This window comes from Vibrio mediterranei (assembly GCF_013364395.1).
GTDB lineage: Bacteria > Pseudomonadota > Gammaproteobacteria > Enterobacterales > Vibrionaceae > Vibrio > Vibrio mediterranei.
Genome location: NZ_JABXGK010000001.1, coordinates 312,263 through 332,717 on the forward strand (window position 1 = coordinate 312,263; position 20,455 = coordinate 332,717).

A 20,455-nucleotide genomic window follows, 5' to 3' on the forward strand; every position below is an offset into this window, starting at 1 on the left:
GATCTGGTGAAGGAATTTTAGTATGCGAAATGCAAACCACTAATATTAACAAATTTATTCATTGCTGACTAACTGAATTGGGTTACGCTTTTAAGTCTAGCATCAAGGCTAGCAGCTCCCGTTTTTCTTCGACTGATAAGCCGACACTTCTTTCTTTGGCCTGCAGGTTTTCAATTTGTTTTTCGATGCACTGAGACAATATCTTGTCCAATGAATCGATAAATACGTCTTCTTGATTGTCGTCGTCAAGTGGAATAACCCAACTTGCGAGACGAGACAGAAGTGCCTCATTGTTGCTACCACGCCATTGTTCTAATAACTGGCCTGTAGTCATATGGGGATGCGCTTGACATTTATCAACCACTTCCACGAATAAATTCAACCCCGGTAATGATAAATCTCTTACCGTTGAGAGGTCAGGTACCATTTCAGCATAGCTCGGATTTTGCAAAAGGAGAGCTATCACTTCACGCATTGGTGTGCGTTTAATCTCTTTATGAGGCTGAGCTCGCGTTTCTTGTTGGCCTTGTCGGTCAATTAGTTGCTGAAGCTGCCTTTCATCAACAAGCCCAAGTTTGCGTCCGAGAAGTTCTCTCAAGTATAGACGCAGGGTTCCACCTGGCACTTTATCGATGAGTGGAACGGCTAGCGTACTAAGCTTCGCCATTCCTTCTTTTGTTCGACTATCTACCTGCTGCATTAGCGAGGAGAACATAAAGTCAGAGAGAGGCATTGCATTTTGTACTTCAGTTTCAAATGCCTCTTTACCGTTTTGACGAATGAAGGAATCGGGATCCTCGCCATCCGGCAAAAACATAAATTTTAGTTGTCGGCCATCGTTTAGATACGGCAAAGCATTTTCCATGGCGCGCCATGCTGCATCTCGTCCCGCTCGGTCACCGTCGTAACAGCACACCACGGTGCTTGTTTGACGAAACAAGACCTGAAGGTGATCGCCTGTGGTCGATGTGCCAAGTGAGGCGACGGAGTAATCAACACCGTATTGAGCTAAGGCAACAACGTCCATATAGCCTTCAACAACCAAGACTTGTGGCGGCTCTCTATACGCCTGCAACACTTCATAAAGGCCGTACAGCTCTTTACCTTTATGGAAAATCGGTGTTTCGGGTGAGTTGAGATACTTAGGCGTGTCGTTACCAAGAACGCGTCCGCCAAACCCAATTACTCTTCCGCGCCTATCGCGGATTGGGAACATGATACGTCCTCTAAATCGGTCGTATCGGTTACCTTTGTCGTTCTCAATTAGCATACCGCCGGACACCAACATGTCTTGGGTAGCTTTCTGTTGACCGAAGTTCTTTCGAACACTGTCCCACTCGTCAGGCACATAACCAATGCCAAACTTTTGGACAATTTCTCCAGAGAGTCCACGAGCCTTTAAGTACTCTATAGCGGCTTTATTTGATGAAACTTTAAGCTGATCTCGGTAGTACTGTCCGATCGTGCCCATGAGATCGTACAAAGATCGTTTCTGCTCACTATTGGCTGTAGGCCCTTTGGAAAAATTGCCTGAGCTGCCATTACGTTGTTCACGAGGGACATCTAACCCAAGTGAAGCGGCCAGCTCTTCGATCGCCTCAACGAACTCAAGGCGTTCATATTCCATAAGAAAGTCAATCGCATTACCGTGTACACCACAGCCAAAACAATGATAGAACTGTTTCTCTTGGCTAACACTAAATGACGGTGTTTTCTCGTTATGGAAAGGGCAGCAAGCACCGTAGTTCTTACCTTGTTTTTTCAGTTTTACGCGCGCATCAATGATGTCGACTATATCGAGACGAGCCAACAGATCATCAATAAAGCTACGAGGGATAATTCCTGCCATAAAACCTTTTTACGAGAGTGAGATACAAACAAGCCGTGCGTTCCAAAGGATAGCACGGCTTGCTGCAATTTGATTGGGAGATTAAGCGAGTTTAGCGCGAACTAGACCACTTACTTTACCCATATCTGCACGGCCTTGAATTTGTGGCTTAAGCACACCCATTACCTTACCCATGTCTTGCATGCCCGCAGCACCAGATTCGGTAATCGCACTTTCAATCAGTGCAGATACTTCCTCGTCAGTCAGCGGTTGAGGCATAAAGTCCTCAAGTACGGCAATTTCAGCTTGCTCAGCTTCAGCAAGGTCTTGACGACCAGCTGCTTCAAATTGCGTAACAGAGTCGCGACGTTGTTTAACCATTTTAGTCAGCACAGCAAGAATGTCGTCTTCGCCCAGAGTAATCTGTTCGTCAACTTCACGTTGCTTAATGGCGGCTAAAGCTAAACGAATAGTGCCAAGGCGCGGTTTGTCCTTGGCTTTCATCGCTAGTTTTTGCTCGTCTTTGAGTTTATCAATCAGAGCCATAACTTAAATCCTATTGGACCTAGTTATTAGTACAGGCGAACGCGACGAGCGTTTTCGCGAGCTAGCTTCTTAGCGTGACGCTTTTGAGCTGCTGCTTTAGCGCGTTTGCGAACTGTAGTTGGTTTTTCATAGTGCTCACGACGACGCACTTCAGAAAGGATACCTGCTTTTTCGCAAGAGCGCTTGAAACGACGTAGTGCAACGTCGAACGGTTCGTTTTCACGTACTTTAACTACTGGCATATGCCTTTCACCTCAGGGGTTAACTATTCATTAATGCTGGCGCTTGTTTGTTAGGTCTAAGACGTTCCTATCGAAGTTCTTAGTTCTAAGCGATAAACCAGCTAGATCAAAAATGGTGCGGAATTTTAATCCGATCAGATGGGCTTTGTAAAGTACTTTGTCGTCTATCTCTTGTACAAAATTTGTTTGAGAGCCAATGACGAGGTAATATTGCGCCAATTTCGAAATATGTCGAGAACAATATGCGCATTTTAGGTATTGAAACCTCTTGTGATGAAACTGGCATCGCAATCTATGACGATGAGAAAGGATTGCTTTCGCATCAACTATATAGCCAAGTGAAACTGCACGCCGATTATGGTGGTGTGGTTCCTGAACTGGCGTCTCGTGATCATGTTAAAAAAACGATCCCGTTGATCAAAACTGCATTAGCGGAAGCGAATTTAACGCCAAAAGATATTGATGGTGTCGCGTATACCGCCGGTCCGGGTCTGGTTGGTGCACTGTTAGTGGGTACTACGATTGGTCGAAGCATGGCGTACGCGTGGGGAGTTCCGGCTATTCCTGTACATCATATGGAAGGTCATCTGCTTGCCCCAATGTTAGAGGACAACCCACCGCCATTTCCATTTATTGCGCTTTTGGTCTCTGGTGGCCACAGTATGATCGTTGAAGTAAAAGGCATTGGTGAATATCAGATCCTTGGTGAGTCTATTGACGATGCTGCGGGTGAAGCCTTTGATAAAACCGCTAAATTGATGGGGTTGGATTATCCAGGCGGACCTTTGTTGTCTAAATTAGCTGACAAAGGCACACCGGGCCGATTTAAGTTCCCGCGTCCAATGACGGATCGCCCAGGTTTGGATATGAGTTTCTCTGGTTTGAAGACTTTTGCTGCGAATACAATCGCGGCCAATGATGATAGTGAACAAACCCGTGCAGATATCGCTTATGCATTCCAAGAAGCGGTGTGCGATACATTGGCCATTAAATGTAAGCGTGCTCTAAAACAAACTGGCATGAAGCGCATTGTTATTGCTGGTGGTGTGAGTGCTAACAAATTCTTGCGTCAAGAGCTTGAAACTCTCGCGAACAAAATTGGAGGCGAAGTCTATTATCCTCGTACTGAATTTTGTACCGATAATGGTGCCATGATAGCTTATGCTGGTATGCAGCGACTGAAAAATGGTGAAGCCGCTGAGCTGTCAGTAGAGGCTACGCCACGTTGGCCAATTGACCAACTAAAGCCGATTAAAGCATAAAGAAAAGGTCACTTAGGTGGCCTTTTTTAACGACATATTTTAACAAAACAGCGAAAGTCTGTGACTTACTATCTGTGTTAACCTGTTAAAAAACATAGGGAATGAACGAATATGAAACAATTCAAGGTTGATGGCCAAACCATGGCATATCAAGATGTGGGTCAAGGACCAGTAGTTCTTTTTGGTCACAGCTATTTGTGGGACAGTGCGATGTGGCAACCTCAAGTAGAAGCGCTAAGCCAACACTATCGCTGCATTGTTCCAGACCTTTGGGCACATGGCGAGTCCGAGGCAGCGCCAACTTCGATGTCGAATCTTAAAGATTACGCGCAACATCTCTTGGCGTTAATGGATGAGCTTGAAATTGAGGAGTTTTCTATCGTTGGTTTGTCCGTTGGCGGGATGTGGGGCGCAGAGCTAACCGCATTAGCACCAGCGAGAGTCAAGAGCTTAGTCCTTATGGACACGTTTGTAGGTCTAGAGCCTGAAGTTGCTCATGCTAAATATTTCGCCATGCTAGCAACGATCACCGAGCTTAAAGCCGTACCAGCACCAATTGTTGAAGCAGTGGTGCCACTGTTCTTTGCCAATAATGCCAAACAGGTTAATGCTGAGCTTGTAGATGGTTTTGAAACTAAGTTGTCTGCATTAAGCGGTGACAGAGCGGTTGAAGTTGCACGGATTGGTCGTATGGTCTTCGGTCGACGTGATTTGTGCGATGAAATTGAGAAATTCGCGCTACCTGCTCTAGTCGCAGTCGGAGCAGAAGATAAGCCACGTCCGGTACTTGAATCGTATTTGATGAATGATCTGATTTCTGGCAGTGCGATCAACGTGATCCCAGAAGCCGGTCATATCAGTAATTTAGAGCAGCCAGAATACGTGACTGCCATGCTGACAGAGTTCTTAGCTCAGCATAGCTAGCAGTAATAGCTATCCATGCTCGAATAGTATTTAGTGGTGCCAGTTGGCGCCACTTTTTGATTTTTAGTTACTGAAAACTAAGTGATTTTTTTCTTACCAAGCTTGGGTTCACTTCCATCAAACAGTCGGCGAATGTTCTGGTGATGCCTTAGTAAAATAAGACAGCTCAACATAGCAACAGGAAGCGTAAAGAGTGGTCTTGCCATCCAAGTGTAAACTGGTGCAAGCAAAACAGTGACTATGGCCGCTAAGGACGAATAACGAAAGATCACAGCAACCAGTAGCCAAGTGCCAGTGATAAGTCCGGTGAGATCCCAGCCGATAGGTGCAATCGCGCCAAGTGCGGTCGCGACTCCTTTTCCGCCTTTAAAGTGAAAGAAAATAGGGTACATGTGCCCAAGACACGCAGCAATCGCAATGACACCAAGAATGACAGGGTCTATCCCCAGATAGTAGCCACTCCAAACCGGAATCGTACCTTTGAGCATATCGCACAATAGCACGCCCACCGCAGCCCCTTTGCCTCCAATACGAAGTACATTGGTAGCGCCTGGGTTATTTGAGCCTACTGTTCTTGGATCAGGTAATCGCAGCAAACGACAGATCAGCACTGCACTTGAGACTGAACCAAGTAAGTAAGCTGCGATGATCATAGCAAACGCTAACGGGGTCATTAGGCACCTTTTCGCAAGAAATTATCTAAGGGGACTGATATCATATCGAAAATAGTACGTTTTTTCCCGACAAATGGGTATCCGACCTCTAATAAAGGACAAATCATGGCATTGGATAAAGTATTTATAGAACAGCTTGAAGTCATTACTACTATTGGTGTTTATGACTGGGAACAAAAAATAAAACAAAAGCTTATATTAGATATTGAGATGGCTCACGACAATGCTCCAGCTGGAAAAAGCGACGATGTCATTGATGCATTAGATTACTCAAAGGTGAGCGAAGCCGTACTCAACCATATTGAAAATGGTCGTTTTCTGCTGGTAGAAAGAGTTGCTGAAGAAATTGCTGAGTTAATTCAAACTCAATTTTCAGTGCCTTGGGTGAAAATTCGTTTAGCGAAACCGGGTGCAGTACCACAGGCCAAAAGTGTTGGTGTTGTCATCGAAAGAGGCGAGGCATGATTACTGCCTTTATTGGTGTGGGCTCTAATGTGGATCGTGAAAAACACATTCGCGCTGCGTGCCAAGAGCTATCGCTCATCGCTAGTAACTTAAAGATGTCACCGGTGTATGCTTGTGAATCTTTTGGTTTCTCTGGTAATGATTTCTACAACATGGTGGTTCGTTTAGATACATCGCTGAACTTGGTTGAGTTTAGTGCAGCTCTGAAAGAGATCGAAGTAAAGTGGGGGCGAGATATTGACGCGGCTAAGTTTCAAAATCGCACCATAGATCTCGATATCCTGTTGTTTGGAAATGAAATCTCACAAAAAAAACCGCTTGTTCCACGTGAAGACATTTTTAAATATTCATTTGTAACACAACCTCTGTATGATCTTGCTCCAGATTTGGTCATTCCAAATGATGAGCGCTCACTCTGTCAGATCTTAGCGGCGATTCCAGCTCCTGTGGCTTTAAGAAGAATCGATTTTCAATTTTAGTTGGTAGTTAATAATGAGTTACTTTGAAGCCTTTATATTGGCGCTAATTCAGGGGCTTACTGAGTTTTTGCCTATCTCAAGTTCGGCTCACCTGATTTTACCTTCAGCGGTTTTAGGATGGGAAGATCAAGGCTTAGCCTTTGATGTGGCGGTACACGTAGGTACGTTAGCTGCGGTGGTTATCTATTTTCGTAAGGAAGTAGTTACCTTGTTTGGCGCGCTATTTGGCTCTATTTTCAAAGGGGAGCGCAGCAAAGAGGCTAAGCTGGCTTGGATGATTGTCCTAGCAACGATTCCAGCGTGTATCTTTGGTTTGTTGATGAAGGACATTGTGGAGTTGTATTTGCGCAGTGCTTATGTGATTGCGACAACGACAATTGTGTTCGGCTTGCTGCTTTGGTGGGTGGATAAAAACTCCAAGTTAGCAGACGATGAATACCAAGCGGGTTGGAAGAAAGCGTTATTTATTGGCTTAGCACAAGCTTTGGCGATCATACCTGGTACTTCTCGCTCTGGTGCAACCATCACCGCGGCGCTGTATCTCGGATTTACTCGCGAAGCGGCAGCGCGTTTCTCGTTTCTGATGTCTATTCCAATCATCACTTTAGCTGGTGCTTACCTTGGTCTAAAACTGGTGACAGGCTCTGAGCCCATTCATGTTGGTTTCCTGCTAACTGGCATCATTGTGTCTTTTATTAGCGCATACATTTGTATTCACTTTTTCCTAAAACTGATCTCAAGAATGGGTATGACACCATTTGTGATCTATCGATTGATTTTAGGTGTGGGCTTATTTGCGTTTCTACTGATGAGCTAAGACGATAAAGCCTAAGCCTTAGAGCTTAGGCTTTGTTCTACGGCTTTAACACGACGCTTATCCAGTTCTTCTTTAATCGCTTGTCCTTTAAAACCATCTGCTATGATGTTTTGTACTTCCACGCTGATTGCTGCTTGGTAAGCTTGCATGAAACGTTCAGCTTGTGGATACGGGGTACTCTCCAGTCCTTTTCGTCCTTTATGGTCAGCTTCACAACACACCAAGACTTGCTGTAATTTCTCGGGTTTACGCCACACATCGAGTTGACCAAAAATCTTAATGAAGGTTGCAGGCCTTAGCTCGGCCGCGCGATGAACGTTGGAGTGCTGAGCACAAACCGCAACCGCCAAATCACGATACTCATTCGGTACACGTATACGACTACAAAGAGACTTTATAGCTTTTTGCCCAGTGTGTGTATGAAGCTTATGGCTTGGCCACTCTTCTGTTGGCGTTAGCGCTTTTCCGAGGTCGTGGACTTGAGCGGCAAAACGGACGATTGGCGATGTGCTGAGTAAGGCGGCTTGCTGCGCAACCATCAGAGTATGTATGCCTGTGTCTATCTCGGGATGCCACTTTTCAGGTTGCGGAACACCAAACAACGCGTCTAATTCAGGCAAAACAACCGCAAGAGCATCGCAGGAGCGAAGTACATCTAAAAACACCTCTGGATGACGAGTGGTCAGTGATTTGTGCCACTCTTGCCACACCCGCTCGGCGGTTAAGTGTTGCAATTCTCCATCGTTAACGATTGATTTCATTAAATCCATGGTTTCTGGAGCGACCGTAAACCCTAGATGGCTAAGCTTGGCGGCGAAACGAGCGACACGTAATACTCTAAGCGGATCTTCAACGAATGCCGGTGATACATGACGTAGTACTTTATCTTTTAAGTCTTGTTGTCCGTTGTAGGGGTCAATAATACGCCCTGAATCATCTTGTGCCATGGCGTTGATGGTAAGGTCACGGCGCATTAAGTCCTGCTCTAGAGTGACATCGGGCGATGAAAAGCATTCGAAACCAGTGTAGCCTTTACCAGCTTTGCGCTCAGTGCGAGCGAGTGCATGCTCCTGTTTCGATTTAGGATGTAAGAAGACGGGAAACTCTTTGCCTACAGCTTGAAAGCCGTCAGCCAACATTTGCTCAGGAGTTGCACCAACCACGACCCAATCTTTATCGTAGACCTCAAGTTTTAGTAATTGGTCGCGCACTGCGCCCCCAACAAGATAGACTTGCAAATTGGCTCCCCTTTTTCGTACTTAGCCGTTGGCATTCATCTAGCTCAATGGTACTTTGCTTTGACTGATATTGTAAGGTTGAATGGATGTATAAGGATTATTTTGGCTTTTACGAGGTGCCTTTTTCAATAGTACCAAGCTCTCGTTATTTATTCTTGAGTCAGCGACATCGAGAAGCAATGCAGCATCTTCAAACCGGTCTCGGACAAGGTGGTGGATTTGCCATGTTAACGGGGGAAGTTGGGACGGGAAAAACCACTGTAGCCAAAGCTATGTTAGCGTCACTGGATGATAAAACAGCATCTGGATTGATCCTAAATCCAACCTTTTCGAGTCAAGATCTGCTTGAAGCTATTTGCGATGAGTTTTCTCTTAGTTACCCTGAAAAGGCCTCCTTAAAACAGCTCAGTCAAGCCATATACCAGTATCTTATCGATAATGACCAACAAGGTATTAATACGCTGCTTGTAATCGATGAAGCGCAGCATCTCTCTGCGGAAGTTCTTGAGCAGTTGCGACTGTTGACTAATCTTGAAACGGATGATCATAAGTTACTGAAAGTGTTGTTGATTGGTCAACCTGAGTTGCAAGACAAACTGCGTACAACCCAATTACGTCAATTGGCCCAACGAATCACCGGACGTTATCACTTATTGCCGCTTACGGAAGGGGAGACTCGCCAATATATAGAGTTTCGTTTGTCGACGGCTGGCGGTGACACTTCGCTGTTTTCGAAGGGGGCTATCGCTGTGATGAATAAAGCCAGTCAGGGTATTCCGCGTTTGATTAACCTCATCGGTGATAAAGCGTTGCAGTATGCTTATCACTCAGGCGAGAAACAAGTATCTAAGTCCTTGGCACAAAGCGCTTGTGAGGACATTCTTTCGTTCCAAGCTCCTGGTGTAGGACATTCGGTGCAAAATACAAGTGGTGGTTTGTCAGAGTTATTGTCGACGTATGCAATGCCTGCGCTACTAGGTATTGCGATTGCAGGGGGGCTGTACTGGAAAGGCGCCGAAGGATTAGCGTGGTTGTCATCATTATCAAACCAACAGCTTGTTGCTGAGCCAGTCAGTACCTCAAACACTCCCTCCCAAGAAGTGATATTACCTGTTAACAATGTTGCAGAACCTTATCCTAAAGAGCTACTGCAAGATTTGTTTAAACGAAAAGATAAAATATCGGCGATTCAAGAGCTTTACGCGGTTTGGGGCTATAAAGCAGGCGTACTTGATGGCATGTGCGAAGAGTCACCGAGCAGTAGTTTTGAGTGCCAAAAGTATTTAGGTACCTTGTCTCAGATAGAACAACAGAACCTGCCCGTTGTGATGTCTCTGTATTTGGATGGACAACAAAGCTATGTGGTGCTGTATCAAGTTTCAGACGACCAAGTGCAAGTACTGAATGGTCAGCAACGTATCTCTTTGCCGAAGTCATGGCTTGAGCAGTTATGGACTGGTGAATACTACTCTATCTGGCAACGTGAACTGCAAACGACGCTCCGATTAAATCAACAGGGAGCGCAAGTTCGGTTATTGGATGAAAAACTGTCAAAAGTGCTTGGAGGTACACCTTCTGGTAGCGATATTTTCGATGAAGCACTAAAGCGCAAAGTGGAAATCTTTCAGCGTTGGCAGAATATTGATGTTGATGGCATAGCTGGGCGTAATACGTTACGTAAATTGGAGCTGTTAACCCAGAATAACCCTCCTTCTATCGAAGCTAAACAGAACCAAGAGGGGTCACTATGAAGTCTCTAATCTGGAGTAGTTTGGTCCTCGTATCTATCGGTGCAATGGCCTCTCAGAATGCACCTGAGGACTCACAACAACTAAGCAAACCATATTCTATTTTGGCATACCCTGATTTTTCGGAGCTTAAACCGTTGCCGCAAGTAAGCGTGCCCGTTACTACGACTCAGGTCACTCAAGTCGCAAACACAACGAGTGCCAGTTCACCTATTGACGTTGTGCCAGATACCAACACAGTTTCAGAACAGCCTTTTGATTTAGAGAACTTAGATCTGAGTGGTTTAGACCCTGAGATTGCTCGCAAGGTTGCATCTGCCATCAATAAGACAGAACCTTCTTTAATACCAAGTAATTCAGATCATATTGCTCTAGAAGATAATCAAGCTCGTTATCGTGGACGTCTGCCTGCCTTGAACTTACAAACTCATATGTATTCGTCTGACGCTCAGCGACGTTGGGTCAAAATCAACGGTCAGGAGTTAAAAGAGGGGGATAGGCTGAATAACATCCAACTACTCGCTATAGAACCTCAGTTTATTACGATTCGCTTTGATAACGATATCATTGATATTCCTGCTCTATATGAATGGGGTGGATAAAAAACGGGACGCTAAAGTAGCATCCCGTTTTCTTAGTCATTGAGCGTATCTAGTTTATAGCTGAGACTTCGCCTGTACTGGTTCGGTAGCAACTAGCTCAAACTGCTGATAAGGGAACAGATACTCCGCTTCGGTTTTTACTTGCTGAGCTTTACTCGTATCTCCTATTCCTTGGTAAGCCAATATGAGATTACGATAAAAGGCAGGACGTGGCTTGTGACGGATAATATCCACAGACCAGTCAATATAGGGTTGAATAAGCGTTTTATCGCCAGTGCGTAACCCGAGCTTTAGATAAGTGCTATAGACATCCCAGTCATAACGATCTTGCCATGCCATGGGGTTACTGACTTTCTCTAAGATGGTGGCGTCGACTGGGTCAGATTTTTCAAACCTGTTTAATACATAATTGGTATGCAAAGACGCAACCATATAGGTGGTAACCAAAATTGGTATCAAAAGAGACATCACTCGTGTCAGTGTCTTAGTTACACCGGATAAAGAAGCTTGTTTTAATCGAGGCGTACGTTGATCTACCCAATAAATCAGGATGATAAAGGTAATCCAGTGTATCAATGAATGATAAAACGGATACTCCAATTGACTGTGCAGAACAATGGGTAGGAATAGAGCGAATATAGCCAAGCGTGTCCCAGGTTTAGCGGTGTAAATTCGGCTTAGGACGAAAAGAGCCGCGAGCAAAATGCCTAGAATCGGCAGCAATCCCCCCTCAATTCCCCAAAACAACAATTCGTTCTGTGGGTGATCTAGAGCAGGTACCCCAGCAGAAAAATGGTTGTTGAGCTGGTGCTGTCGAGCCGTATACACCATGTACTCAGGTTCAAATTTTCCTAATCCATAGCCAGTAAATGGCTTCTCGATCAGCATATCTATGGACTGGCTGTAAATCGTTGCACGAATGTCGGTAAAGCTGGCTTTTTGTTCGATAAGATTTTGGCTACTGGTGTTCCCAAACCCAAGAAAAAGTCCTAATGCTACGCCAGCTAAACTAGCAAAAGTCCAGCCTCGAAAGCGCTTCCTAGTCGAGTGTCGGTACAGATAAGGGATAAGCAGCAATGTTCCGATTAGTGCACCTAGCCAGCCGGTTCTTGAGCCTAAAACGACAATTAGAGGTAAGGTAATTACGGGTGTTAAATATAAGATGGAGACATCGCTGATGTGCCAATTATATTTATGTCGTTGACGTGCGAGCAGATAACCAGATAGAACCAGAGCGGTAGCGAGAAAGCTCGCCATCACATTAGGCTGTTGGAAGATGCCGTAGGGCCGGTTAATGACTACGTCATATCCCATGAAATTATCATCGGACAGCAAGAAATACTGGCCATAGCCAATCGCAGACTCAATCAGAGCCGCTAGGACAACTAACCACAGAAACCGTTGTTTCTGCTTATTGGTGAACTGAAACTGCTGCAAAACAATGAACAACAACATGCCACTCCACAGAGCAATAAAGCGAGGAGCGACGGAAATTATGTCGGGCTTGCTGTAGAACAGTGGAGTACTTAACAGAATACAAGATAGCAACAAACCAATAGTAAGTTTGCTGTAACGCAATAATTGGTTGCTACCGAGTTGATAAAGCCCAATAGCTAAAGCGACGCTAAATGCAATCCATGCTGTGTTATTGAAGGTAAGTGCAAGCCCTAAGCCGCCTGGATTTGGCCAGAAAACATGTGTCGCGATGAGATAAAGCATCGCCATAGCGGCCATGAATTTTCGATTGAGCGGGGGACGAACTCGGTTTTCAGCCAGTTCTGTACCGTTGGTATGAATAATTGCCATGCTTGCTACTAGTTAATGAACAAGAAAGAGAGTGACGTAACCATACGTCACTCTTCTAAGATGCCCTAATTTAACCTTTTAGCATAGGTTTTAGGAAGCGTGCTGTGTGAGAACCTTCGACTTGAGACACATTTTCTGGGGTGCCTTGAGCGATAATTTCTCCTCCTCCTTGTCCACCTTCTGGCCCTAAATCGATGATCCAGTCAGAAGTTTTAATGACATCAAGGTTGTGCTCGATAACCACGACGGTATTGCCATGGTCACGCAGACGATGAAGAACGGACAAGAGTAGCTCTATATCGTGGAAGTGCAGACCGGTTGTTGGCTCATCTAAAATATAGAGTGTTTTACCCGTATCACGTTTAGAGAGTTCTCTAGCCAGTTTAACCCGCTGAGCTTCACCACCTGAAAGTGTCGTCGCAGCTTGACCGAGACGAATGTACGAAAGACCTACGTCCATTAAGGTTTGTAGTTTTCTAGCAATTACAGGAACCGGATCGAAGAACTCACGAGCATCTTCTACAGTCATTTGTAGCACTTCATCAATGGTCTTGCCTTTGTAGCGAACTTCTAACGTTTCACGGTTATAACGCTTCCCTTTACATACGTCACAAGGCACGTATACATCAGGTAAAAAGTGCATCTCTACTTTGATAACGCCGTCACCTTGACATGCTTCACAGCGGCCGCCGCGAACATTGAAGCTAAAGCGACCAGGTTTGTAGCCACGAGAGCGTGACTCTTGAGTGCCTGCAAACAGTTCGCGAATGGGGGTGAAGATACCAGTATAAGTAGCAGGGTTAGAGCGGGGTGTACGACCTATTGGACTTTGGTCAATATCGATCACTTTATCGAAATGCTCTAAACCTTCAATCTTCTTATAAGGGGATGGTTCGGCAGTTGTCGCTCCATTGAGCTGAGTGTGCGCTATCTTAAAGAAGGTATCATTAATCAGGGTGGATTTACCTGAACCGGAAACACCAGTAATACAGCTAAATAGACCAACTGGAATAGTTAAATCGACATTCTTAAGGTTATTGCCTGTTGCACCTTGCAGCTTCACCACCTTCTTAGCATCCATTGGTGTACGCTGTTGAGGAATCGCGATTTCTCGTTTCCCGCTTAGGTACTGACCGGTTAGTGATTCTTCTGATTGGATAATGTCCTCAATAGTACCTTCAGCTACTACAGAACCACCATGTACGCCTGCACCAGGGCCAATATCAATGACATGGTCTGCCGTTCGGATAGCGTCTTCGTCGTGTTCAACAACCAATACGGTGTTACCTAGGTCTCTTAAGTGCGTTAGCGTATTGAGAAGACGTTCATTATCGCGCTGGTGGAGACCAATAGAAGGCTCATCGAGAACGTACATTACCCCGACTAGACCCGCTCCAATTTGACTTGCCAAGCGGATACGCTGCGCTTCCCCGCCTGAAAGCGTTTCGGCACTGCGTGACAGGTTTAGGTAGTTAAGGCCGACATTAACGAGGAAGTGCAGACGATCATTGATCTCTTTCATGACCTTCTCTGCTATTTGGGCACGTTGTCCCTCAAGCTCTAATGATCGGAAAAAGTCCATGGCACCACTAATGCTCATTTCGACAATTTCTGGCAATGTGGTATCAGCAATAAAGACATTACGAGCTTCTTCACGCAGACGAGTACCGCCACAAGAGCCACAGGATTTTGTCGAGATATACTTCGCGAGGTCTTCACGCACTGAGTTAGATTCAGTATCACGATAACGACGCTCAAGGGTATTTAGGATCCCTTCAAATGGATGGCGTTTCACGCGGATATCACCGCGATCGTTAACGTAGTTAAATTCCACCTCTGTGCGACCTGAGCCTGTAAGTACCACATCTTTGATCTTTTTGGGCAGATATTTAAAGGGCGCGTATAAGTCAAAGTCGTAGTGCTTGGCCAGTGAGGTCAGCATTTGGAAGTAGTAATAGTTCTTCTGATCCCAACCGCGAATCGCACCTTCAGCAATGCTCAGATCTTCATCCATCACGACTCGTGCTGGATCGAAGTATTGCTGGACTCCTAAACCATCACACGTGTGGCAGGCACCTGCAGGATTGTTAAACGAAAACAGGCGAGGCTCAAGCTCTTGCAAGCTATAACCACAGTAAGGGCAAGCAAAATTGGCAGAAAAGATGATGTCCTCTTTTTCTGGTTCATCCATCCAAGCAACACCGACGATGCCACCTGAGAGTTCAAGCGCGGTTTCAAAAGATTCGGCAAGACGCTGCTGTAAGTTATCTCGAACTTTAAAGCGGTCGACAACCACCTCAATGGTGTGCTTTTTATGCAACTCAAGTGTCGGTGGATCTGAAAGATCGCAGGTTTCTCCGTCAATACGGGCGCGAATAAAACCTTGAGCTGAGAGGTTTTCTAGAGTTTTAACATGCTCACCTTTACGCTCCTTAACAATTGGAGCTAGTAACATCATTTTAGAGCCTTCCGGTAGCTCTAGAACTTTATCAACCATTTGGCTAACGGTTTGTGCGGCTAATGGTGTTTTGTGTTCTGGGCAGCGTGGCTCGCCCACTCGAGCATACAGCAAGCGCAAGTAGTCATAGACTTCTGTGATGGTACCTACAGTTGAGCGAGGGTTATGCGAGGTGGACTTTTGCTCAATAGATATGGCTGGAGACAAGCCTTCGATGTGGTCAACATCAGGCTTCTCCATCAAGGATAAAAACTGTCTTGCATAAGCGGATAAGGATTCCACATAACGACGTTGCCCCTCTGCGTACAGAGTATCAAAGGCAAGTGAAGACTTACCTGAGCCCGAAAGGCCAGTGATAACGGTCAGTTTGTCGCGAGGAATTGTCAGATTGACGTTTTTTAGGTTATGGGTTCGAGCACCCCTAACTTCGATCTTATCCATTGTTGCCACTCATGTAATACTTAGTGTGACAAGTATTACATAGTGTGAAGTTTGTGCAAAGAAATACTGGATAAAAAAACAGGTCCATAAACGTAAAAAGCGCCACTTCTCGATGAAAGTGGCGCTACGGCTTACCGTTTATTCTTTGAGCTCAAGGCTTACGCTTTCTTCGTAGCGTGTTTGCCAAGCTCTGCAGTTTTCTCATCTTTTAGGTAAAGATTCTCAAAGCAGTAGTTCGTTGCTTCGATATAGCCTTCTACGCTGCCGCAGTCAAAACGTTGACCTTTAAATTTGTAGGCCAAAACGCAGCCAGCTTTTGCTTGTTTAAGCAAGGCGTCAGTGATTTGGATTTCACCGCCTTTGCCAGGTTCTGTCTGTTCAATTAGCTCGAAAATATCTGGAGTCAGAATATAACGACCAATGATCGCTAGGTTGCTAGGCGCTGTGCCTTGCTCCGGCTTTTCAACCATATCATCTACACGGAAAAGATCGTCTTTAATCATTTCGCCAGAGATAACACCGTATTTGTGCGTTTCATCTTCAGGAACTTCTTGAACCGCAACGATTGAGCAGCGGAACTGCTTGTAGAGCGCGACCATTTGAGCCAGTACACCTTGATCTTCGTTAACACAAAGGTCGTCCGCTAGAACGACGGCAAATGGTTCGTCACCTACAAGCTCACGACCAGTCAAAATTGCATGGCCGAGGCCCTTCATTTCACGTTGGCGAATGTAGGTGAATTGTGCTGAATCAATGATGTCGCGAATATCAACAAGAAGCTCTTCTTTATTAGTGCCACTAATTTGGTGTTCAAGCTCGTAGTTTTTATCGAAGTGATCCATGATGGAGTGTTTACCACGACCTGTAACAATACACATTCCGTCCATTCCCGCTTGAATGGCTTCTTCCACACCGTATTCAATCAGTGGTTTGTTAACCACTGGCATCATTTCTTTAGGCATAGATTTTGTGGCGGGTAGGAAGCGAGTTCCGTAACCAGCTGCCGGGAATAGGCACTTCTTGATCATGATAAAACCCTTTATCTTTATTCGTTTTAATTTGTTGCCACTGACGGGCGATTGGACCTAAGTCTACATAGTATCGTTAGTTTATGACAGTAGAAATGTGTCAGAGTTCGCTCTGTTTTGCGGTGAAAACTCATAGCGAACTCTCTACTTAGAAGAACGTGTATTGTTTATATTGTTAGGAGAGAAGGTTTTGATTAGCCCAAGCTATCGCTTGTAGGCGGTTTTTTACCGAAAGTTTTCTAAATACCTGATAAAGATGGGATTTTACTGTGGATTCAGTAATAAATAGGTCTTCAGATATTTGTAAGTTGCTGGCTCCCGATTGCAGACACCGCAGAATCTCGATTTCTCTGGCTGTCAAATCCACCACAGTGGGAGAGGTGTTTGCTGAGACCACATGGCGATAGTGATGTAACAGTTGGCTGGTTACCTCTCGAGGTAGCCAGTTTTTGCCGTTAATGATTTCTCCTAAACCAATCACGATTTTCTTAGCGTCTTCGTGGCTGTAAAAGAGCCCTTTGATATGACCATATCTAAGGATCTCCTCGGTCGTTAGCCGATGCGGAACATTGATCAGTACGGTCTCAAAATTTTTGCTTGCTAAAGGCAGGTTTAACACTTGTTGGAAAAGATCTAAGGATTCTTCGTAATCAAAGAGCAAAATACGATTACGAGAACCGGAGGTGGTTGAAAGTAGATCCTGAGGAGTGATGGCTTCAATAGCATTAATACTTAGATGGGATAAGCGCTTTACCCTTTTGGTAACTGAGTCCTCTTGATTAAGAGTGACATGTTGAATGACGCGTTGGTAATTATTTCTTCTCATAGCACACTTTTACTGGTGGTTTTTATGCATGTTGACGAGTATGTAGTTTATGTTCTAGTGATAAAAAAGTAGTTTGAGAGTGACTTAAAACTATCTAAGTAATTGATATAAATATAAAGTTTATCATTGTTTGCTTCGCTCGTAATAACGAGGGGAAAGGGGTTATTTTGGTATCCTCAGGATAAGCGCTGTTGCGGTACCAGTGGTTCGTGTTATCCTACTGGGCTAATTTGAAACACACTGTGGTTACGGAGCAAAACATGGCAAGCCGTGGAGTAAACAAAGTCATTCTAGTGGGTAACTTAGGTAACGACCCAGAAATTCGTTACATGCCAAACGGCGGTGCCGTGGCGAATATTACAATCGCAACCTCTGAATCTTGGCGTGATAAAGCGACAGGCGAGCAGCGTGAAAAAACTGAGTGGCACCGCGTTGCTCTGTTTGGCAAGCTAGCGGAAGTTGCTGGTGAATATCTGCGTAAGGGCTCTCAAGTTTATATTGAAGGTCAACTGCAAACTCGTAAGTGGCAAGATCAAAGTGGTCAAGACCGCTACACAACGGAAGTTGTTGTTCAAGGCTTCAACGGCGTGATGCAAATGCTAGGTGGCCGCCAAGGTGGTGGTGCTCCTATGCAGGGTGGTATGCAAGGCGGCATGAACCAAGGTGGTGGCATGCAGCAGCAAGCTCCTCAACAACAGGGTTGGGGACAGCCTCAACAACCTGTACAACAACCAGCTCAGCAAAAACCTGCTCAACAGCAGCCGCAGTACAATGAGCCACCAATGGACTTCGATGACGATATCCCGTTTTAATCAGTGCTGAATATCAAGTCAAATTAAGTTCTATTTGATTATTGCATAGAAAAGCCGCGATGAATTCGCGGTTTTTTTTGTTTCTTAGAGACAACGCATTGCTTGTTGCTTAACGGGTTATAGTAAATTTGATATAACAAACAGTTAACGCGATAGCTTATTTTATATAATGTACGCATGAATCTCTCTTGTTGCATCAACGAGTTGAGTTCGGACGATAAACGTTAATGACATCATCGGTTCAAAAAGGACTTTAGTACCTATGAGGCAAACTCCCACCCTCAAACTGAGCACTCGCTTAGTGGCTTTTGTGACAGTAATTGTCATGAGTGCCGTATTTATTCTGTTTGTTGGCGGAACACTATCCATTAAAAGGATGGGCCAAGAGTACCTCAATCACCACTTGGCTGGCATTGTTCGAGTTATCGATAAAGAATTAGAAGACCCCGATGCAGCCTATATGATGCAGCGTTGGATGCCTAAGATGCTGCAAGCCAGTAATATCATTGAGATGCAGCTGACCTCTTCAGCTGGTGTGGTATACCGATACAAAAACACCTCTCCAACTATAGATCGCACCATTGTGTATCGAGAAGGTTTTGATTTAGAGCGTAATGATGGCTATCGCGTCGAATTTACCGCGCTGCCCCCTTATTTGGATGTTCGTTATTCCATTGAAGCCATGTGGTCGGTCACCTTAGCTTTTGGGTTGATTGTCTTTTGCCTAATGCAAGGGGTGAAGTGGCTTCGTAAACAGCTAGTTGGCTCTGAGTTATTGGAAGAACGAGGCCGGATGATCTTAGGTGGTCGCGTAGAGCAGTTTGCTAAAGGAGATGAAAGAGAATGGCCTTATACCGCTAGTGAGGCTTTAGACATTCTAATCGAAGAATTGCAAGATGCTCGCCAAGAGCGCAGTCGATTCGACACCTTTATTCGCACGCAAACCTTCCTTGATCCATTGACCGGCAGTGCAAATCGAATGCTATTTGATAGCAAACTAGAATCTGCGATACATGAAAGCGGCGCTCAGGGCGGTGTTATGCTATTTCGAATCGAAGACTGGGATCAAGTACAGGAGGTTCAAGGTAAATCAACGTCAGATGACTTCCTCGTGGAAGTTGGTGAAGTGATTTCCAACGCGGTTCAGAAATATCCTGATGTGATTTTCTCCCGTTACTATGACGCCGATTTTGCCGTATTTATTCCGCATCAAAGCAGCAAAGATGTTGCTAACCTAGCAAACCAATGTATTCGTCAGCTTGAAAAGATCACGCCGCCAACGCCTCTTGATGAAGAGAACTGGTGTCACATTGGCGTCAGTATGTATTCCGAAGGTGAGCGCCAAGGGCGCATCATGGAAGAAGCAGAAACGGCGCTGAAAAGTGCTCAACTGCAAAAGGTGAATAACTGGAGCCGATTTAGCAAGCAAGTCCAAAAATTCGATGAGCGTGGCAGTGTGCGTTGGCGTACATTGTTTGATAAAGCGCTTCTGCCTGAGAATCTACTTATTTTTTCGCAGCCCTGTTATTTGTACGAAAAAGGGAAGGAGCTCGACGTACTTCACAAAGAATTGTTTGCACGAATTGAAGATCCGGAACGAGGTATTGTTAAAGCGTCACGATTCCATTCCGCTTTACTTCAAGTAGGTTACGAGTCCAATTTTGATCGTGCTGTGCTCAATAAAGTGTTACGAAACATTAAGGAAAGTCCGGCTATTCTACCGATTTCTATCAATCTTTATGTCGTGCCATTTGCCAACAAAGGTTATTTTAAGTGGTTTCGTGATGAGTTGTTGCAGTTACCTATCGCGGTACGCTCACAACTGAGCTTTGAATTTTCCGAAGCAAGACTAGTTCAACATCTGGACTATATTCGCCCAGTTGTTAGAATGCTGTCCGGTTTAGGGTGCACAGTAATCGTAGGTCAGGCTGGTCGTTCGATTGTGAGTACTCATTACATCAAAGATCTGAAAGTAGATTATCTTAAGTTGCATCGCAGCTTAATTAAGAAAATTGATCAACGGGATGAAAACCAATTGTTTGTTCGCAGCATGGTTGGTGCTTGTGGGGACTCCAAAACACAAGTTATTGCCGTAGGCGTGGAAAATAAAAAAGAGTGGCATACGCTGCTTGATCTTGGTGTTAGCGGTGGTCAAGGACGTTATTTTGCAGCTGAAACACAACTCATGCCAGATCCTAAGCCAAAAGCGGCAATGATAAAGCCTGGACGAAGAAATCGTTGGAAAAGAACCTAACGCGG

At 44.9% G+C, this 20,455-nt stretch carries 18 protein-coding genes; 9 read left to right on the forward strand and 9 right to left on the reverse strand.

What is annotated here, in order from left to right:
* Positions 1-82 precede the first annotated feature (82 nt).
* The 3 genes from dnaG to rpsU form a co-directional block, all read right to left on the reverse strand.
* On the reverse strand, positions 83-1,849 hold the full coding sequence (dnaG, locus tag HOP38_RS01635) for a DNA primase (RefSeq protein WP_198557294.1): 1,767 nt from the start codon (positions 1,847-1,849) through the stop codon (positions 83-85).
* A gap of 81 nt (positions 1,850-1,930) precedes the next feature.
* A complete protein-coding gene (locus HOP38_RS01640; RefSeq protein WP_006075067.1) occupies positions 1,931-2,374 on the reverse strand; it encodes a GatB/YqeY domain-containing protein in 444 nt (147 codons plus the stop codon).
* Positions 2,375-2,400: 26 nt separating this feature from the next.
* Positions 2,401-2,616 (reverse strand): 30S ribosomal protein S21, encoded by a 216-nt coding sequence (gene rpsU, locus HOP38_RS01645; protein WP_001145625.1) that lies wholly within the window; start codon positions 2,614-2,616, stop codon positions 2,401-2,403.
* A gap of 242 nt (positions 2,617-2,858) precedes the next feature.
* On the opposite strand from rpsU, the gene tsaD reads away from it, so the two are divergent.
* Entirely contained in the window at positions 2,859-3,878 is a 1,020-nt protein-coding gene (tsaD, locus tag HOP38_RS01650) for a tRNA (adenosine(37)-N6)-threonylcarbamoyltransferase complex transferase subunit TsaD (protein WP_124940606.1), read from the forward strand.
* 111 nt (positions 3,879-3,989) lie between these two features.
* On the forward strand, positions 3,990-4,802 hold the full coding sequence (locus HOP38_RS01655) for an alpha/beta fold hydrolase (RefSeq protein WP_006070964.1): 813 nt from the start codon (positions 3,990-3,992) through the stop codon (positions 4,800-4,802).
* 77 nt (positions 4,803-4,879) lie between these two features.
* Here the strand turns inward: HOP38_RS01655 and plsY are convergent, their stop codons facing one another.
* Complete coding sequence (gene plsY / locus HOP38_RS01660) at positions 4,880-5,476, reverse strand: glycerol-3-phosphate 1-O-acyltransferase PlsY (RefSeq protein WP_006070966.1); 597 nt, start codon at positions 5,474-5,476, stop codon at positions 4,880-4,882.
* A 105-nt stretch (positions 5,477-5,581) separates the two neighbouring features.
* Between plsY and folB the strand changes: the two genes are divergently transcribed.
* Genes folB through HOP38_RS01675 form a run of 3 tightly spaced genes read left to right on the forward strand, consistent with a single transcriptional unit; the run spans position 5,582 to position 7,237 of the window.
* The gene (folB, locus tag HOP38_RS01665) at positions 5,582-5,941 is read left to right on the forward strand and encodes a dihydroneopterin aldolase (RefSeq protein WP_198557295.1); all 360 of its coding nucleotides are present in this window, start codon (positions 5,582-5,584) and stop codon (positions 5,939-5,941) included.
* Positions 5,938-6,420, forward strand: coding sequence for a 2-amino-4-hydroxy-6-hydroxymethyldihydropteridine diphosphokinase (gene folK, locus HOP38_RS01670; RefSeq protein ID WP_198557296.1), 483 nt, complete (start codon positions 5,938-5,940; stop codon positions 6,418-6,420). The genes folB and folK overlap by 4 nt, the downstream gene beginning before the upstream one ends.
* Positions 6,421-6,433: 13 nt before the next feature.
* Positions 6,434-7,237 (forward strand): undecaprenyl-diphosphate phosphatase, encoded by an 804-nt coding sequence (locus tag HOP38_RS01675; RefSeq protein WP_038229107.1) that lies wholly within the window; start codon positions 6,434-6,436, stop codon positions 7,235-7,237.
* An 11-nt stretch (positions 7,238-7,248) separates the two neighbouring features.
* Here HOP38_RS01675 and HOP38_RS01680 read toward each other — a convergent pair whose 3' ends face one another.
* The gene (locus HOP38_RS01680; protein ID WP_198557297.1) at positions 7,249-8,475 is read right to left on the reverse strand and encodes a multifunctional CCA addition/repair protein; all 1,227 of its coding nucleotides are present in this window, start codon (positions 8,473-8,475) and stop codon (positions 7,249-7,251) included.
* A gap of 86 nt (positions 8,476-8,561) precedes the next feature.
* Between HOP38_RS01680 and HOP38_RS01685 the strand changes: the two genes are divergently transcribed.
* Together HOP38_RS01685 and HOP38_RS01690 are read left to right on the forward strand one after the other, a co-directional pair.
* Complete coding sequence (locus tag HOP38_RS01685) at positions 8,562-10,226, forward strand: AAA family ATPase (RefSeq protein WP_198557298.1); 1,665 nt, start codon at positions 8,562-8,564, stop codon at positions 10,224-10,226.
* Positions 10,223-10,825, forward strand: a complete 603-nt coding sequence (locus HOP38_RS01690; RefSeq protein WP_198557299.1) for a general secretion pathway protein GspB — start codon at positions 10,223-10,225, stop codon at positions 10,823-10,825. The genes HOP38_RS01685 and HOP38_RS01690 overlap by 4 nt, the downstream gene beginning before the upstream one ends.
* Positions 10,826-10,879: 54 nt before the next feature.
* Here the strand turns inward: HOP38_RS01690 and HOP38_RS01695 are convergent, their stop codons facing one another.
* The 4 genes from HOP38_RS01695 to HOP38_RS01710 form a co-directional block, all read right to left on the reverse strand.
* Positions 10,880-12,631, reverse strand: coding sequence for a PglL family O-oligosaccharyltransferase (locus HOP38_RS01695; protein ID WP_198557300.1), 1,752 nt, complete (start codon positions 12,629-12,631; stop codon positions 10,880-10,882).
* Between the two features lie 70 nt (positions 12,632-12,701).
* Positions 12,702-15,530 (reverse strand): excinuclease ABC subunit UvrA, encoded by a 2,829-nt coding sequence (gene uvrA / locus HOP38_RS01700; protein ID WP_198557301.1) that lies wholly within the window; start codon positions 15,528-15,530, stop codon positions 12,702-12,704.
* Positions 15,531-15,688: 158 nt separating this feature from the next.
* Entirely contained in the window at positions 15,689-16,558 is an 870-nt protein-coding gene (galU, locus tag HOP38_RS01705; protein ID WP_006070978.1) for a UTP--glucose-1-phosphate uridylyltransferase GalU, read from the reverse strand.
* A gap of 175 nt (positions 16,559-16,733) precedes the next feature.
* Positions 16,734-17,384 (reverse strand): LuxR C-terminal-related transcriptional regulator, encoded by a 651-nt coding sequence (locus HOP38_RS01710; RefSeq protein WP_006070980.1) that lies wholly within the window; start codon positions 17,382-17,384, stop codon positions 16,734-16,736.
* A gap of 260 nt (positions 17,385-17,644) precedes the next feature.
* Here HOP38_RS01710 and HOP38_RS01715 point away from each other — a divergent pair, with 260 nt between their 5' ends.
* Together HOP38_RS01715 and csrD are read left to right on the forward strand one after the other, a co-directional pair.
* Positions 17,645-18,196, forward strand: a complete 552-nt coding sequence (locus HOP38_RS01715; RefSeq protein ID WP_006070982.1) for a single-stranded DNA-binding protein — start codon at positions 17,645-17,647, stop codon at positions 18,194-18,196.
* Positions 18,197-18,458: 262 nt separating this feature from the next.
* Complete coding sequence (csrD, locus tag HOP38_RS01720) at positions 18,459-20,450, forward strand: RNase E specificity factor CsrD (RefSeq protein ID WP_198557302.1); 1,992 nt, start codon at positions 18,459-18,461, stop codon at positions 20,448-20,450.
* Positions 20,451-20,455: the final 5 nt, after the last annotated feature.

Coding starts and splice junctions, on each gene's coding strand:
- dnaG (WP_198557294.1), bottom strand. CDS start 1,849: ATGGCAGGAATTATCCCTCGTAGCTTTATTGATGATCTGTTGGCTCGT.
- HOP38_RS01640 (WP_006075067.1), bottom strand. CDS start 2,374: ATGGCTCTGATTGATAAACTCAAAGACGAGCAAAAACTAGCGATGAAA.
- rpsU (WP_001145625.1), bottom strand. CDS start 2,616: ATGCCAGTAGTTAAAGTACGTGAAAACGAACCGTTCGACGTTGCACTA.
- tsaD (WP_124940606.1), top strand. CDS start 2,859: ATGCGCATTTTAGGTATTGAAACCTCTTGTGATGAAACTGGCATCGCA.
- HOP38_RS01655 (WP_006070964.1), top strand. CDS start 3,990: ATGAAACAATTCAAGGTTGATGGCCAAACCATGGCATATCAAGATGTG.
- plsY (WP_006070966.1), bottom strand. CDS start 5,476: ATGACCCCGTTAGCGTTTGCTATGATCATCGCAGCTTACTTACTTGGT.
- folB (WP_198557295.1), top strand. CDS start 5,582: ATGGCATTGGATAAAGTATTTATAGAACAGCTTGAAGTCATTACTACT.
- folK (WP_198557296.1), top strand. CDS start 5,938: ATGATTACTGCCTTTATTGGTGTGGGCTCTAATGTGGATCGTGAAAAA.
- HOP38_RS01675 (WP_038229107.1), top strand. CDS start 6,434: ATGAGTTACTTTGAAGCCTTTATATTGGCGCTAATTCAGGGGCTTACT.
- HOP38_RS01685 (WP_198557298.1), top strand. CDS start 8,562: ATGTATAAGGATTATTTTGGCTTTTACGAGGTGCCTTTTTCAATAGTA.
- HOP38_RS01690 (WP_198557299.1), top strand. CDS start 10,223: ATGAAGTCTCTAATCTGGAGTAGTTTGGTCCTCGTATCTATCGGTGCA.
- HOP38_RS01695 (WP_198557300.1), bottom strand. CDS start 12,631: ATGGCAATTATTCATACCAACGGTACAGAACTGGCTGAAAACCGAGTT.
- uvrA (WP_198557301.1), bottom strand. CDS start 15,530: ATGGATAAGATCGAAGTTAGGGGTGCTCGAACCCATAACCTAAAAAAC.
- galU (WP_006070978.1), bottom strand. CDS start 16,558: ATGATCAAGAAGTGCCTATTCCCGGCAGCTGGTTACGGAACTCGCTTC.
- HOP38_RS01710 (WP_006070980.1), bottom strand. CDS start 17,384: ATGAGAAGAAATAATTACCAACGCGTCATTCAACATGTCACTCTTAAT.
- HOP38_RS01715 (WP_006070982.1), top strand. CDS start 17,645: ATGGCAAGCCGTGGAGTAAACAAAGTCATTCTAGTGGGTAACTTAGGT.
- csrD (WP_198557302.1), top strand. CDS start 18,459: ATGAGGCAAACTCCCACCCTCAAACTGAGCACTCGCTTAGTGGCTTTT.